At 46.0% G+C, this 16,129-nt stretch carries 13 protein-coding genes and 1 riboswitch; of the genes, 8 read left to right on the forward strand and 5 right to left on the reverse strand.

Annotation, left to right across the window (positions count from 1 at the left end; genetic code table 11):
- Positions 1 to 78: 78 nt before the first annotated feature.
- Complete coding sequence (gene corA, locus AC3ITG_RS09210; RefSeq protein WP_489253535.1) at positions 79 to 1,014, reverse strand: magnesium/cobalt transporter CorA; 936 nt, start codon at positions 1,012 to 1,014, stop codon at positions 79 to 81.
- A gap of 453 nt (positions 1,015 to 1,467) precedes the next feature.
- Positions 1,468 to 1,592: riboswitch (SAM riboswitch) on the forward strand.
- Positions 1,593 to 1,826: 234 nt separating this feature from the next.
- Between corA and metA the strand changes: the two genes are divergently transcribed.
- The 6 genes from metA (at position 1,827) to AC3ITG_RS09240 (ending at position 8,760) form a co-directional block, all read left to right on the forward strand.
- A complete protein-coding gene (metA, locus tag AC3ITG_RS09215; RefSeq protein ID WP_113051738.1) occupies positions 1,827 to 2,744 on the forward strand; it encodes a homoserine O-acetyltransferase MetA in 918 nt (305 codons plus the stop codon).
- A 24-nt stretch (positions 2,745 to 2,768) separates the two neighbouring features.
- Positions 2,769 to 3,956 carry an aminotransferase class I/II-fold pyridoxal phosphate-dependent enzyme gene (locus AC3ITG_RS09220; RefSeq protein ID WP_413376872.1) on the forward strand — a complete coding sequence of 396 codons (1,188 nt, stop codon included), beginning with the start codon at positions 2,769 to 2,771 and terminating at the stop codon, positions 3,954 to 3,956.
- Entirely contained in the window at positions 3,949 to 5,142 is a 1,194-nt protein-coding gene (locus AC3ITG_RS09225; protein WP_413376874.1) for a trans-sulfuration enzyme family protein, read from the forward strand. Before AC3ITG_RS09220 ends, AC3ITG_RS09225 begins: the two co-directional genes overlap by 8 nt.
- 243 nt (positions 5,143 to 5,385) lie before the next feature.
- Positions 5,386 to 6,522 (forward strand): cyclic dehypoxanthinyl futalosine synthase, encoded by a 1,137-nt coding sequence (gene mqnC / locus AC3ITG_RS09230; protein WP_413376876.1) that lies wholly within the window; start codon positions 5,386 to 5,388, stop codon positions 6,520 to 6,522.
- A 250-nt stretch (positions 6,523 to 6,772) separates the two neighbouring features.
- Positions 6,773 to 7,750: an aldo/keto reductase gene (locus AC3ITG_RS09235; RefSeq protein WP_413376878.1), complete on the forward strand. Its 978-nt coding sequence runs from the start codon at positions 6,773 to 6,775 to the stop codon at positions 7,748 to 7,750.
- Positions 7,747 to 8,760, forward strand: a complete 1,014-nt coding sequence (locus tag AC3ITG_RS09240) for a zinc-binding alcohol dehydrogenase family protein (RefSeq protein ID WP_489253536.1) — start codon at positions 7,747 to 7,749, stop codon at positions 8,758 to 8,760. The genes AC3ITG_RS09235 and AC3ITG_RS09240 overlap by 4 nt, the downstream gene beginning before the upstream one ends.
- Positions 8,761 to 9,049: 289 nt before the next feature.
- Here AC3ITG_RS09240 and AC3ITG_RS09245 read toward each other — a convergent pair whose 3' ends face one another.
- From AC3ITG_RS09245 to AC3ITG_RS09260, 4 genes are all read right to left on the reverse strand, one after another.
- Complete coding sequence (locus AC3ITG_RS09245; protein WP_489253537.1) at positions 9,050 to 9,955, reverse strand: YitT family protein; 906 nt, start codon at positions 9,953 to 9,955, stop codon at positions 9,050 to 9,052.
- A gap of 112 nt (positions 9,956 to 10,067) precedes the next feature.
- A complete protein-coding gene (locus tag AC3ITG_RS09250; protein ID WP_489253538.1) occupies positions 10,068 to 11,330 on the reverse strand; it encodes a cation:proton antiporter in 1,263 nt (420 codons plus the stop codon).
- Between the two features lie 4 nt (positions 11,331 to 11,334).
- On the reverse strand, positions 11,335 to 11,829 hold the full coding sequence (locus AC3ITG_RS09255; protein ID WP_053780467.1) for a cation:proton antiporter regulatory subunit: 495 nt from the start codon (positions 11,827 to 11,829) through the stop codon (positions 11,335 to 11,337).
- A 311-nt stretch (positions 11,830 to 12,140) separates the two neighbouring features.
- Positions 12,141 to 12,545: a hypothetical protein gene (locus AC3ITG_RS09260; RefSeq protein ID WP_076289900.1), complete on the reverse strand. Its 405-nt coding sequence runs from the start codon at positions 12,543 to 12,545 to the stop codon at positions 12,141 to 12,143.
- A 180-nt stretch (positions 12,546 to 12,725) separates the two neighbouring features.
- Here AC3ITG_RS09260 and AC3ITG_RS09265 point away from each other — a divergent pair, with 180 nt between their 5' ends.
- Together AC3ITG_RS09265 and thrS are read left to right on the forward strand one after the other, a co-directional pair.
- On the forward strand, positions 12,726 to 13,670 hold the full coding sequence (locus tag AC3ITG_RS09265; RefSeq protein ID WP_489253539.1) for a putative sporulation protein YtxC: 945 nt from the start codon (positions 12,726 to 12,728) through the stop codon (positions 13,668 to 13,670).
- Between the two features lie 429 nt (positions 13,671 to 14,099).
- Positions 14,100 to 16,037 carry a threonine--tRNA ligase gene (thrS, locus tag AC3ITG_RS09270; protein ID WP_413376885.1) on the forward strand — a complete coding sequence of 646 codons (1,938 nt, stop codon included), beginning with the start codon at positions 14,100 to 14,102 and terminating at the stop codon, positions 16,035 to 16,037.
- Positions 16,038 to 16,129: the final 92 nt, after the last annotated feature.

Consider the following 16,129-nt stretch of genomic DNA (forward strand, 5'->3'; position numbering starts at 1 on the left):
TTAGTGTCATACATTAAGCGGATAATAAAAAAAGACGAGGCGTTTCTCCAAATGTGGAGCGCTTCGTCTTTTGCTATTTCAAACCCAATCTTTTTTGCGGAAAATAAAGAACATGCTCAGGCCCAGTGTAACCATTAGGCCAATAACCACGAAATAACCATATTTCCAGTCCAACTCAGGCATGTTCGTGAAGTTCATCCCATAGATGCCAGTGATAACGGTCAGCGGCATGAACACCGTGGTAATGGCGGTGAACACACGCATGATTTCATTCGCACGGTTGGCGATACTGGATTGGTAAGCTTCTCGTAAGTTCCCCATCAAGTCGCGATAGGTCTCAAAGGTTTCGGATATTTTCACAGCATTCTCATAAATGTCACTGAAATACTTTTGCAGTTGATCATCAATAAGACGCAGATCTTTTTTATTGAGTGTGTTAATAACCTCTTTCTGAGGTCCGAGCACTTTCTTCAGCCACAGAATCTCACTGCGCAACCCGATTATCTCATTCAGATGAGACTTCTTGGTGTGCATCAGAATGTCTTCTTCTAGCTTCTCGATACGCGCTTCAATTCGGTCACCGACGGTAAAGTAATTATCAACAATTAAGTCAACCAACAGGTACAGTAGCTTATCCGGCGTACTGATTTCCTGTTCCCAAAGGATCGGTTTCAATGTTCGCAATTCGCTGACTTTCTGTTTGGTCACACTGATAATAAAGTGTCTGCCAAGGAACAAGTTGACGGCACGTAAAAAAATCTCTTCATCATCAAAACGAATGCTATTAATAACAATAAAATAATGGCTCTCATAAATTTCAATCTTCGGACGTTGTTCTTCGTCACTCAAACAGTCTTCCACGGCCAGATCATGCATCATGAACAGCGGTTGAAGTACCGCCAAATCGTCTATGTCCGCATCAATCCAGTAAAACCCCTCCGCTGGTGGAGTCAGCGCCTGCTGAATGTCGTCCACCGGAATAAATACACCGTTATTTACCAACCGGATTTTCATTATTCATCTACTCCTTCTGCACCCGCCAAATGGGCGGATTTCATCAATATGGGCGCAAAAAGAACAGATCAGCCGGTCGGCAGCGGAGCCTGGAAGTCAGGACTGCGTTCGCTCTATAATCAAACGGAAGTAACGTCCCGCTGCCGGCATGCTGATATCAATTCTCTATGCAGTTTGTCGGAATTCGGCTGCCAGTCAGGCCTCGGGTCGCCATCCATTGAATATGTCACCTCTCACATAAGGGTTTATAACACTTGTCTAGTATACCGCTGGTACAGGGTCCTTTCAAGCGCAAAAATGTGTCGATTTCGCGCCCTGGAGCAGTGTATGACAACGGATGAGGAACGGTTCCGATCCTGAGGAACAGACATTGAACTACACCTTGACGTGAGGGGATTAATGTCTTAAAGTAAAAGGTGAACCACACTAGTTTTTACAATTGAATAAAGCGAAATCTTATCAAGAGTAGGTGGAGGGACTGGCCCGATGAAACCCGGCAACCGGCGGTATACCGCACGGTGCTAATTCTTGCAGCGACCAAGTGTCCAAGTGACACTGTTGTAACTGAGAGATGAGAGAGGCGCATATCTATTTACATATGACCTTTCTCGGAATCCGAGGAAGGTCTTTGTTATATGCACCGACTTCTCAGCAGTGATTTTCGCTAAGGAACTTGAGCTTGTTGCCAGCAATGTGGTTGCAATTCAGCGCCTGCAGGCAAGCTCATGGCAGCCTATAACTGTACGGATGCGAATCGTATCGAATCCGCAGTGGCTGCATCTATTTATGCACAAGGAGGAGTTAGAAACACCATGCCAATCAAAATTCCAGACACACTGCCTGCCAAGGAAGTACTTGCAGGAGAGAACATCTTTGTCATGGACGAGACATCTGCTTACCAGCAGGACATTCGTCCACTACGTATCGCTATATTAAACCTGATGCCTACAAAGGAAACGACAGAAACTCAATTGCTTCGTCTGGTGGGTAACACACCCATTCAGGTAGATATCGTTCTGGTTCATCCGAAGTCTCATACGTCCAAGAACACTTCCCAGGAATATTTGGACTTGTTCTACAAAACCTTTGATGAGATCGAACACCGCCGTTTTGACGGCATGATCATTACAGGCGCCCCTGTAGAGCAAATGGACTTTGAAGACGTGAACTATTGGAAAGAAATCCAGGAGATCTTCGAATGGACCAAAACCAATGTGACTTCGACCATGCATATATGTTGGGCTTCCCAAGCGGGTTTATACCATCATTTCGGAGTTCCCAAAGTTCCTCTGGATGAAAAATGTTTTGGCGTATTCTCACATACGATCAACAGATCTAATGTGCAGTTGCTGCGCGGATTCGATGAAGTATTCAACGTCCCGCATTCCCGCCATACGGAAGTGCGACGTGAAGATATTGAAAAAAATGATAACCTTGAAATATTGGCTGAATCAGAGGAAGCGGGTATTTTCCTGGTTGCTACCAAAGACGGCAAACAGATTTTTGCAACCGGACATGCCGAGTATGACCCGCTTTCATTGAAATGGGAATATGACCGTGATGCAGCTAAAGGCATGGACATTGCGCTGCCTAGACATTATTTCCCGAATGATGATCCTTCCCGTGTTCCCCCGGCCACTTGGCGGGCACATGCAAACTTATTATTCTCTAATTGGCTCAATTACTATGTGTATCAAGAGACACCTTACGATATTGGTCCGCAAATCTAATCGACATTACAGGAGGATGCTGCAATGGAAGACAACAAGTTGAAAATCGAAAGTCGATTGGCCCAAATTGGGTCTATCAATGAACCGGTAACGGGTGCCATTAATTTTCCGATCTATCAATCCACTGCGTTTCGCCACCCCAAGCTTGGACAAAGCACGGGATTTGATTATATTCGTACGACCAATCCAACCCGTAAAGTGTTGGAAGAAGCAGCGGCAGCGTTGGAATCTGGTGATGCAGGTTTTGCCTGTAGCTCCGGTATGGCTGCCTTGCAAACGATTTTCGCTTTATTTGGGCAAGGGGATCATCTGATTGTATCGCTGGATCTGTACGGCGGAACGTATCGTTTGCTTGAGCGCATCCTGTCTCGATTTGGTGTGACGGCAAGTTACGTCGATACCAATGACCTGGCAGCTCTGGAAAGTATTCGTCAGCCGAATACAAAAGCGGTATTTATTGAGACACCAACCAATCCACTAATGATGATTACGGATGTGGAAGCGGTTTGCTCCTGGGCCAAGAGCCACAATCTGCTGACCATTGTGGATAATACACTACTGACTCCGTTCTTCCAGCGTCCTATTGAACTCGGTGCTGATATCATCATCCATAGTGCCACGAAGTATCTGGGTGGTCATAATGATGTACTTGCCGGATTAATTATTACAAAAGGGGAGGAATTGTCGGCCGAAATGGCATTCCTGCACAATTCTATTGGAGCAGTGTTGTCTCCAAGCGACTCCTATCAGCTGATGAAAGGCATGAAGACACTCGCTCTTCGCATGGAGCGGCATGAGTATAATGCTTTGACGATTGCCAAGTACCTTTTGGAGCACCCAGCCGTTAATGAAGTGTATCATCCTGGTTTGTCGGATCATCCCGGATTTGAAATACAGAATAAACAATCCAGTGGAAATACAGGCATTTTCTCTTTCAAAGTAAAGGATGCCCGTTATGTTGAACCGTTGCTTCGTAATATCAAACTGATTGCTTTTGCGGAAAGCCTCGGGGGTGTAGAGTCATTGATGACTTATCCTGCGGTACAGACCCATGCGGATATTCCGATTGAAATTCGTGACGCTGTAGGTGTGGATGACCGTCTATTGCGCTTTTCTGTAGGGATCGAGCACGCCGAAGATCTGATTGCCGATCTGGGCAATGCACTCACAGCTGCACAGCAGGAGATAGAAGGGGGAACGCATCATGAGTGAGCAAAACAATAATGCCAATAATCATGAACGGAATGTTCATTCCGACCTGAAGTTCGATACTAAGCTGTTGCATTTCGGTGACGAAATCGATAAAACCACCGGGGCTTCCAGTGTGCCAATTTACCAGGCCTCCACATTCCATCATTTTGATATTTTTAATCCACCTCAACATGATTATAGTCGTTCCGGTAACCCGACTCGTCAGGCATTGGAGGATTACATTACATTATTGGAAGGTGGGGCACGCGGATTTGCCTACTCCTCAGGCATGGCTGCCATCTCCAGTGTGTTCATGATGTTCTCGGCAGGCGATCACATGATTGTGACGGAAGATGTATATGGAGGAACGTATCGACTGCTTACTTCCATTCTGAGCCGGATGCAGATTGAGACTACCTTTGTGGATATGACCAATATTGAGGAAGTAAAGGCAGCGCTCAAACCGAACACGAAGGCAGTTTATATGGAGACACCATCCAACCCGACACTTCGGATCACGGATATTGCTGCAGTCACCTCCTGGGCACAGGAACATGAGTTAATCTCCATTCTTGATAACACCTTCATGACGCCTTATTACCAACGTCCGATTGAGCTCGGGGTAGATATTGTCGTACATAGTGCGACCAAGTTTCTTGGCGGACACAGTGATGTGCTGGCAGGTTTAGCTGTTGCTCGTACGGATTCATTGGGTACACAGCTAAAACAATTGCAGAATGGACTTGGAACCGTCCTCGGGGCTCAGGAATCCTGGCTGCTGATGCGTGGTATGAAAACCTTGGGTGCGCGCATGGCACACAGTGAACAGAGCACAGCGAAGCTGGCTGCTTGGCTTAGTGGACGCAGTGATATTACGGCTGTATTTTATCCGGGGCTGCTGGATCATCCCGGCCGTGAAGCTCATGAACGTCAGTCAAGCGGATACGGCGCTGTCGTGTCGTTTGACGTAGGTTCGGGAGATCGGGCCAAGGCTATACTTAACCGTGTGAAATTGCCAATTGTTGCCGTGAGTTTGGGTGCGGTTGAAAGTATCTTGTCTTATCCTGCGATGATGTCTCATGCGGCTATGCCGGCTGAGGTTCGCCGTGATCGGGGTATAACTGACGGATTACTGCGCTTCTCGGTTGGTCTGGAAGACATCGATGACTTGATTGCAGATCTGGATCAGGCACTTCAGGATTCGTAGAGTCCGCTGTATTGAAACACGGGTGTTAGAGCCCGCTGAAAAAGAAATGAAATAGATGGCATATGTAAACATTTTTATTAATTTTTAAAGCACCTGCTCATAAGGTGCTTTTTTTCACATGTAACCTGTGTTACGATATGTGGAGTACAGAAATGCGATGTTGCCACCAAAACTTTCATCTATATGAGCAAGTTGGGACGGATCGTGATTATATTTTCTCTTCATGAGGGAGGCTTTTTTACGATGAGTACGGTAGACCGTATCTTAGATAAAGCCCTTCGGGGCGAACGTTTGGATTTGGAAGACACGATTCAGCTGTTTGAATCAAATGAAGTAGACAAAATAGGGGCAGCCGCCAATGTGATTGTAAAACGCATGCACCCCGAACCATACAGAACATTTGTTATTGGGCGTAACGTCAACTACACGAACGTGTGTGATGTGTACTGCCGTTTTTGTGCTTTCTACCGCAGACCTGGGTCTGACGAAGGGTATGTACTTCCCGATGAAGTCATTTTCCAGAAGATTCAAGAAACCGAAGACGTAAATGGTACCGAGATTCTGATGCAAGGCGGAACGAATCCGAATCTGCCGTTTAGCTATTACACCGACCTGCTCAAAGCGATCAAGGAGCGTTTCCCTAATATTACGATGCACTCCTTCTCGCCGGCAGAAATTATGAAAATGGTTGAAGTGTCCGACGGCCTTACTTTGGAAGAGGTTGTACGTGCAATTCACGAAGCAGGACTGGATTCCCTGCCTGGTGGTGGTGCCGAAATCCTGGATGACCGTACACGCCGCAAAATCAGCCGTTTGAAAGGTTCATGGCGCGATTGGATGGACGTTATGCAGACAGCTCACCGTATCGGTATGAACACAACGGCAACGATGGTTATCGGCCTTGGTGAAACGATGGAAGAGCGCGCACTGCACCTACTTCGTGTACGTGAAGCTCAGGATGAGTGCATTGCGAACAAGTATGATTCCGAAGGATTCCTGGCGTTCATTCCTTGGACTTTCCAACCGGATAATACAAACCTGAAGCTGGAGCGTCAGACGCCAGAAGAGTACCTGAAGACGGTAGCGATCAGTCGACTGGTATTGGACAACATCAAAAACATTCAATCCTCATGGGTAACGATGGGACCTGAAGTCGGCAAAAAATCACTCGAATTTGGTTGCAATGACTTTGGTAGCACCATGATTGAAGAGAACGTGGTATCTGCTGCAGGCGCAACGTACAAAGTTAACATTGGTTCCATTACGCAACTGATTCGGGAGTCCGGTTATATTCCGGCACAGCGTAATACAAGATATGACATCCTGCGGACGTTTGATGAAGATAATGCCATTCAACAAGATTTTGTAATGCAGAACTAATATATATTTTAAAATACATCATGCTGATGAGTTGGATCGATAAGATCATTCAGTCAGTTTGGATATGAAGTCCGTTGATTACTCTTTATAAGGGGAATCGGCGGATTTTTAATTTCACTTCACACCAAGCCCTTATTCACAGATCATCAAACAGTACATATTACGCATTTGGCGATATTTTATATTGAAATTCAACTGTTACAATGAAAGGACATGTGAGTAAGCTGACATGCTGGGAAGGGGCAGGCTGATGAAAAAGAGAAGACTTGGTAAGACGGGACTGGAAGTACCTGTGCTGAGCTTTGGAGCATCCTCTCTAGGTTCGGTATTTCGTGATATTGACCAAGATGAGGGTGTTCGTACGGTTCACGCTGCTGTAGATGCAGGGATGAACTATATAGATGTTTCGCCCTATTATGGATTAACGAAAGCCGAAATCGTGCTTGGAGAAGCCATCCGTAGTTTGCCACGCAGCTCGTTTACGTTGTCGACCAAGGCTGGACGTTATGGGGAGAATGCATTTGATTTTTCGCGTAAGCGGATACATGATAGTGTACAAGAGAGTCTGGACAGACTGCACACCGATTATATCGACATTATGTTCTTGCATGATATTGAGTTTGTCCCGGCCGAAATCATTATTGAAGAAGCTTTCCCAACCTTGCTCCGGCTGAAAGAGCAGGGAGTCATTCGCCATGCAGGAATTTGTGGATTACCGCTGCCGTTATTCGAAAAGGTATTGCCACAGATTGATGCCGATGCCATCATTTCCTACTGCCATTATGCATTAAATGATACTTCACTACTGTCCTTACTGCCCCTTCTGGAAAATAAAGAAGTTGGTCTTGTGAATGCTTCGCCTCTTTCTATGGGCTTATTAAGCACAAGAGGAGCTCCTGCCTGGCACCCGGCAGATGATCGCGTGAAGCAGATTTGCCTGCAAGCGGCGCGGTTCTGCGCGGAACAGGGCACTGATATTGCGAAGCTTGCTGTACAGTTTGCAACAGCCAATGAACGGATTCCAACAACACTGGTCAGCAGTGCAAGTGAACATAATATCCGCAACAATGCAGCTTGGATTGACGAACCACTAGACCATAAACTGTTAACGGAGGTGCTGCGTATTCTGGCTCCGGTTCATAATGAGAGCTGGGCCAGCGGCCGTCCTGAATATAACATTGAACATAACATGAAGTCACAAGCATCATCGAAGGGGGAACAGGAATGAGAGCAGTTATATGTGAAGAAATAAATCGTTTGGCGTTGCGAGACATAGCTGAACCCGAAAGAACCGAGAATCAGGCGCTGGTTACTATCCGACGAATTGGAATCTGTGGCACAGATTTGCATGCCTACAAAGGAAATCAGCCTTTTTTTACCTATCCCCGTGTATTGGGTCATGAGCTTGCAGGGATTGTTGAAGAAATCGGGGAGAATGAAGCGGGCCTGAAGGCGGGAGATCAGGTTAGTATTATTCCATATTTGCATTGTGGTCATTGTATCGCTTGTCGATCAGGGAAAACAAATTGTTGTGTGTCCATGCAGGTGATGGGTGTACATGTGGACGGCGGCATGCGAGAGAGGATCGTTGTGCCTGTCTCCCATCTAATCCAAGCCGACGGACTTACACTGGATGAAACTGCGATGGTAGAACCGCTGAGTATTGGTGCTCACGCGGTCAGAAGAGCAGCCCTAAGGCCTGGTGAACAGGTTGTTGTCATTGGAGCTGGACCGATTGGCCTGGGTGTGATGGCTTTTGCCAAACAGGCGGGTGCTCGGGTGATTGCTATTGACCGGAATCTGGACAGGCTGGAACTTAGCCGCACGTGGGCCGGAGTGGATGCTTGGGTTCAGGCCAATGAACAAGCGGCACAGCAAGTTGCTGAAATCACGGATGGGGACTATGCGACGGCTGTCTTTGATGCAACAGGAAACATGCAATCGATGAATGATGCTATCCATTATGTGGCTCATGGTGGACAATTAATCTTTGTTGGACTGGTTAAAGCCGATATTTCCTTTCATGATCCAGACTTTCACAAGCGGGAGATGAGCATTTTGGGCAGCCGAAACGCCACACGGGAAGATTTTGAACAGGTCATGTCGATCTTGCGGGAGAAGAAGTTGAACATGGATGGCTACATTACACACCGGGCGAGTTTTGATCAATTGCCTGTTTCGATTGACACCTGGTTACGACCGGATTCGCATGTAGTTAAAGCGATAGTGGAGTTATAAAAAGAATAACTGAAAAAACTCTCTCTGATCCTGAATGAATGGTTAACATCCATGGGAAATCAGAGAGAGTTTTGTTTGCCTATATACATTGAACAAAACATTTACACGAGAACGGAGTGGACAGAAATAACCTGAAGAAGCGGAGCGTTCGCCTTTATCCCCGGATTTTCCCCTTTGAAAAGGGAATTCAAAAAATCTGGGGATAACAGCGATCGGAAGGTTGTTCTGTCATCGGAGTGGCAAGTGTAAATATTCTTTAGTTCAAATATATAGCCTATAGGAATCTAAATTATTTTTCCGGGTTCGTCACAATACCTGCATGTGGATCAATATGACGCACAATGGATTTGAGCCAGATCATTTCGAGGAAATGAATCTCATAGTAGAGTGCTCCCGGAACGTGTTGGATCCATCCTTCAGCGACAGCAGGATGCCCTGAATCCGTTGAAGCATCCAATGTTCCAGGTTCACGGCGCAGGCGTTTACGGATGGCTTTTTCAACTTGAGCGCTTTGTGTGGTTAAAATACATATTTTGCGCTTAGCTGTGAATCCGCGGAATGCAATATACACCATTTCATATGCAATGAGATAAGCAATTACCGAGTACATCGCTTGATCCCAACCGAAGATAACACCAGCAGCGGTTAGAATCAACAAGTTGAGCAGCATGATTATTTTTTCGATAAGCATCCGTTTCCCGCTAAATACACGTTCAGGTGGACGGGAGGACGGATCACCGATTTCCAGCGTATCCAGTGTCCCACCATACCGCACGACTAGACCGATTCCTAGACCGAGACATAATCCGCCAAACATGGCGGCAGCCAGCGGGTGCTCGACAAGCGGCGGCATGGGATGAAGCACAATGGCACCAATCGAAAAGACAACCAAACCCAGAACAGTGACCAGTACGAATTTCTTTTGCACGAGTCTATAGGACAGAAAAATAAATGGAACGTTGAACAAAAACAGGAACAAACCAATCCTCATTTCGGTCCAGTGGGCGAACAACGAAGAGATGCCTGTAATGCCTCCAATAATGATCTTATTGGGATGTAGAAACAATTCAAGTCCCACGGAGGCCAGAATTCCACCCGCTATTACAAACAATAAATTCAACATGCGACGGGCAGATGATAATCTGGTCTTGGCGGTTTGTGGCACTGGATTAGCCGATATCAGAGGTGCTTTCATAGGTCATCCTCCTTTGTGCGGCTTTCGTGCCATTCTCCCTGGGTTAATCACAGAAAGATCGGCGGTAGAGCCGCGATTACGATACGTTGTCTGTTCTGAACAGACAAGGGGGTTATCCTTCTTTCTGTAGAACCTTCGGTTCTTCTTTCTGTAGAACCTTCGGTTCTTCTTTCTTCTTCCGAGGATCCTTGAACTTGAATATTTTATCCAATAAACGGAATACATGTTTGGACTCTTTGGTTAATAAAGGACCCAGAATGGCCAGAATTAGGACATAGAGCGCGGCAAACGGTTGGATCATTGGCAACAGTCCCCCGGCTTTACCCATGTTGGCCAAGATGATGGAAAATTCACCCCGTGACACAATGGTTAATCCAATATTCGCCGATGCTTTGGGCGATAGTCCTGCACTGCGTCCGGCCATCATACCTGCCAGGAAGTTACCGAACAATGTAATAACAACTGCAATCAGAGCTAACCATACGGCTTCGCCACCCAAGGACAACGGATCAATGGACAATCCAAAGCTGAAGAAGAAGATTGCTCCGAAGAAGTCACGGAACGGTAGAATCAAGTGCTCAATCCGTTTCGCGTGTTCTGTTTCAGCAAGCACCAGACCAACCAGTAATGCACCAATCGCTTCGGCAACATGAATGGTTTCAGAGAAGCCGGCTACCAGGAACAAGGCTCCGAATACAACGAGAGAGAATAGCTCATTCGATCGAATTTTTAGCAATTTGTTTAGTAGCGGTGTTGCTTTGCGTCCAAGGATAATCACGATAAGCATGAATCCGAGAGCAATAAGTGCGGACATGATGACGCCTCCGATGGAGGATGAATCACTAAGCACAAGTCCGGACAAGATCGAGATATATACAGCGAGGAATACATCTTCGAACATAATAATACCCAATATCATCTCTGTTTCAGGATTGGCCGTTCGTTTCAAATCCACGAGTACCTTGGCCACGATGGCACTGGAAGAGATGGTAGTTATACCTGCGATAATAAGTGCTTCTGCAACTGGGAAACCGGACATAAAACCGAATATTAATCCCAGCGTGAAGTTAATCCCAATATAGATGGACCCGCCGACTGCAATGGATTTACCCGATTTGATCAGACGGCCAACCGAGAATTCCAGCCCGAGATAGAAGAGCAGGAACAGAATACCAATTCGGCCCATAAACTCAATAAACGGCTGACTTTCAATGAAACGAAAGTCCAGATGCCAGATCTTCATGGCATGAGGTCCAACGGCCATCCCGATCAGAATGTAAAATGGAACGACCGAAAATCTCAGTTTTGCGGATAAGAGTCCGGCTGCTGCAATGAGCACAAGCGCCAGACCCACTTCGAATATCAGATGATCCATCGACTCACCCCCTTCCGGTCAGGAGGAGGGATTTGAATAGCTTTTGCTGATTGCGTTCGCCAACGGCTACTACCGTGGACTCTGCACTAATCACGACCTCCGGACCGGGGCTGATATGTTTTTTGTGATTCTTCTCTACAACGGCAATAACCGTTGCCCCTGAGTTTTGACGTACGTCCAGTTCACCAATAGATTTACCGATACATCCGTAGGATGGCTCGATTTTGTACCATTCAATTATCAGATCGTCAAACGTTACTTCAATATTTTCAAGCTGCTTTGGTTTATAGGTCAATCCACCAACGATGGCAGCAATCTGTCTTGCTTCATAGTCATCAAGCGTAATCATGGAGATGCTTTGGTCTGGATCATCGTACTCAAAATGGTACATTTCCCGGCGACCGTCATCGTGAATAATGACAATAATTTTATCTCCACTGCTCGTTTCAATCTGGAATTTCTTGCCGATTCCCGGCAAATCTGTTTCGCGTACATCCATGGATAGTATGCCTCCTTAAATTGAGGCTGGCCACAGAAGACAGGCTTATTTCCCGAAAATAGAATGATCTGCTGCTCTTAGGAACATTAAATGATGCGGGTAAACAGAGCCAGGGACTCCTGACACACAGCCTTATGTTGTGAATTTTTAATGAAAATGGGGATAACAAAATAGACGTTAACAAATAGGTGTTTCCAATGAGGCTGATTGATATCTAACATTTGCTAAAAGGGTTATAAGTTATGCACAAGCACACCGTCTTTCAGACAGAGGCGTCTCCATGCAAAGCAACCTAAAATACGGTGTAACGGCTAGCTAAGAGCGTTCACGTAAATTGGTGCTATAGGGGTGGGAGATACATACATACTGGTGAATTTGATGGGTAGCAGAAATAATCTGCGTTTAAACAGACAAATCAACGGTTTAAAGGGTAGACGCGGTGTAGGAATTCGCAGCATTAGCAACAAAGCGAGCACAAGAAAGACAGGTTTGTTATGCGTGACCGCAATCAACTTCGACATGACTTGTGGGTACTTGCGAATGGCAGGTTTCTGCTGAGACTCCAATGTGTGGACAAGCACTTCCTTGTTGGAAGTCGTCTCAACGGTTACCTCGACAGCGGATTCCGACTGCATCGGAATAGGGAAGGACAACGCTTGGAATACGCACAAAATGATAATAAAAGCGTAACGGAGTATTCTTGGTTGTTGTCTCATTTTGGCTTCCCCCCTTTTCCGTGAAACATACTGTTATAAAAATAATAACACATTTTTGTCTTAACTCCAAACAGATTGATAATATACTGAGAAATCATGACACGCTTTCCATCAATCCGCTTCGTATATCCCTATCGGCCTTGCCATATACTTTGAACAGGAAGGAAAGGAGTGATTCTTATGGAACTGTTCGCCGTATGGACCGATGTATCAGGGCAGGAGGAAGCGGATCAATTTTATCGATGTGTGAAGGAAAAAACCAAAGGTTTACATATAAGCAAAAGAGGATTTCGGCTCACCTTCAAACATAATGACGGAAGAGCGGCCTGGGTATGCAGAGGCAATGAGAATCACGCTGACTTCCAGCAATGGTTGCCCCAGATCAGTGATTTGCTTGCAACGGGACTTGCAGATTTCATTATGGATACGCGTGAACGTATTATGGTAGAAGAGATGATCTCAAAGGCCTGCTCAGTCATGGATGAACATGAGGTGGAGAAGGTAAACCGGATATGCATGCCTTTATTATTCAATGGCGACTTGGATCAGCCAGGCCTGCGAGAGCGTCGCCGTACCACTTTGGCCAATGGATTGAAGCAGGATTTGGAAGAGGTGCATTTTTTTCATCTTGAAGGCATTCTTAATTTCCGGATTCGGCCATATAAGCAGGAACTTCATGAGCTGGTAGAATATGCGCTGGATGAATTCTGGATGGATCGTCAATATGAAGAGTTTATGGGGCTGCTCAAGTATTTTGTGTTCTTTCAGGAGGCGAAAGTACCTCTTGTGCATTTGATACACAAAGGTTTGCATGAATTTCAGGTATTGGATGCTGCGCTTAATGTGCTGCCTGTACAAAAGGATGAACAGGTCGTCGTGGAGATGCCAGGACTTGAATTGGAAATGGATATCGAAGATATGATCGTGAGTACGCTGATCTCCATCTCACCTGAAAAGGTCATGCTGCATACACGCACTCCAGATCTGCCTATCATCTCTACGATCCGCCAGATCTTTGAAGACAAGGTGCAATTATGCCATCATTGCCCTGAGTGTGAAGTACTGCGCTCCGGATTGTTGACAGGTCTTGACGCAAATGATATCGGCAATTATAATAACTGTTGATCCATGATATTTATTTGAGGTTGTTATGGAACAATAAACAAAAGCGTTGACAAAGACAAGAACCATACGCACGGTCAGTGCAGAGAGAGGGAACTAGGCTGAAATTTCCTCCGGATGCCACGTTTGGTTTACCCCTTTGGAGCTGCAGTTTTGAAAATGGATATAAAGATTACCTCTATATATACAGGTAGTTATCCATGAGTAAGGATATGCCGGGTCATGCCCGTTACCGTCATGCCAATGAGGGCTGTACTCCAGTATGAATGAAGCAGCTGAATTAGGGTGGAACCACGAGAGTATACAACACTCGTCCCTTTGCCGGGACGGGTGTTTTTTGCGTTCCTTTGCAAAAATCGCAGGAACAGCAATAGATTATCCATCCATGATCATGCACGGACAGAGGTTGAATTTACAGGAGGAATGAGACAAATGGCAGTTAACATTAAACTACCCGATGGTTCGGTTCGTGAGTATGCCGACGGAAGCAGCATTGAAGATGTGGCCGCTTCGATTAGCAGCGGACTTCGCAAAAATGCCGTAGCCGGCAAACTGGATGGAATCGTAGTGGACTTGTCCACAACACTTCATGAGGGAGCATTGGTGGAGATCGTAACACTGGATTCACCAGAAGGTCTGGAAGTAATGCGTCACAGTACAGCTCACTTGCTCGCTCAAGCTGTGAAGCGTTTATACGGAAACAAAGAGGTACATCTCGGTGTTGGCCCTGTCATTGAAGATGGTTTCTATTATGATATGGATCTAGAACAGCCGCTAAATCCCGAAGATCTGCAAAAGATCGAGAAGGAAATGGAACGTATTGTTAATGAGAACTTGCCGATTGTACGTAAGGAAGTTAGCCGCGAGGAAGCGATCAAAATCTTCGAAGAAGTGGGCGATCCTTACAAGCTCGAATTGATTCGTGACTTACCAGAAGACAGTGTTATCACTATTTATGAGCAAGGTGAGTTCTTCGACTTGTGTCGTGGACCACACGTACCATCCACCAGCAAAATCAAAGTATTCAAACTGATGAATGTTGCCGGTGCTTACTGGCGCGGAGATAGCAAAAACAAAATGCTGCAACGTATTTACGGTACAGCTTTTGTGAAAAAAGCACAGCTTGATGAGCATTTGCATTTCCTGGAAGAAGCACGTAAACGGGATCACCGTAAATTGGGTAAGGAACTCGAAATCTTCACATTCTCCCAACTGGTTGGACAAGGTCTGCCAATCTGGTTGCCTAATGGTGCCAAGCTGCGCCGGACGTTGGAACGTTATATCGTGGATTTGGAAGAGAGCCTCGGATATCAGCATGTGTACACACCAGTGCTTGGTAATGTTGAGTTATACAAAACATCCGGACACTGGGAGCACTATCAGGAAGACATGTTCCCGAAAATGGTTATGGACAATGAGGAACTCGTTCTTCGTCCAATGAACTGTCCTCACCATATGATGGTGTACAAGTCCAGCATGCACAGCTACCGTGATCTGCCGATCCGGATTGCCGAGCTTGGCATGATGCACCGTTACGAAATGTCGGGCGCATTGACAGGTCTGCACCGTGTACGTGCGATGACGCTGAACGACTCTCACATTTTTGCACGCCCGGATCAGATCAAGGAAGAATTTGCACGTGTTATTGAGCTGATTCAAACGGTTTATAAAGATTTCGGCATTCACGATTATCGTTTCCGTCTGTCCTATCGCGATCCTCAGGATACCGAGAAATATTTCCAGAATGACGAGATGTGGGAAATGTCCCAACGCATGCTGCGTGAAGTTGTGGAAGAACTCAACCTTCCATTCTATGAAGCAGAAGGCGAAGCGGCATTCTACGGTCCAAAACTGGACGTTCAGATCAAGACAGCACTGGGCAAAGAAGAGACATTGTCTACCGTTCAATTGGACTTCCTCTTGCCAGAGCGGTTTGAGCTTGAATATGTGGGAGATGATGGGCAGAAACATCGTCCGGTCGTTATCCACCGCGGTGTAATCAGTACGATGGAGCGTTTCACTGCATTCTTGCTGGAGAACTTTGCAGGGGCTCTGCCACTGTGGTTGTCTCCTGTGCAGGCGAAGGTTATTCCGGTATCCGGCAACTTCGATGACTATGCACGTGAAGTGGAAGCGAAGTTGAAACGTGCAGGGATCTCTGCTGAAGCTGATCTGCGTAACGAGAAGCTCGGTTATAAAATCCGTGAGGCACAGCTTGAGAAAATGCCTTACATGTTCGTCGTTGGTGAAAATGAACGTAATGCAGAGGGTGTATCTGTGCGGAAACGTGGAGAAGGCGATCTCGGCATGAAACCTTTGGACGAAATTGTAGCCCAGCTCAAAGAAGAGATTACAACAAGACAGGTGTAATCCTGAATTGTTGGTTTTATAATAGAAAACCGTTTGAATCATATTGGAGTAAATCCAATGGTTCAGACGGTTTTTTTGTTGTTTTCAGGTTT

The sequence above is a fragment of the Paenibacillus sp. GL_099_B genome (genome assembly GCF_057835695.1).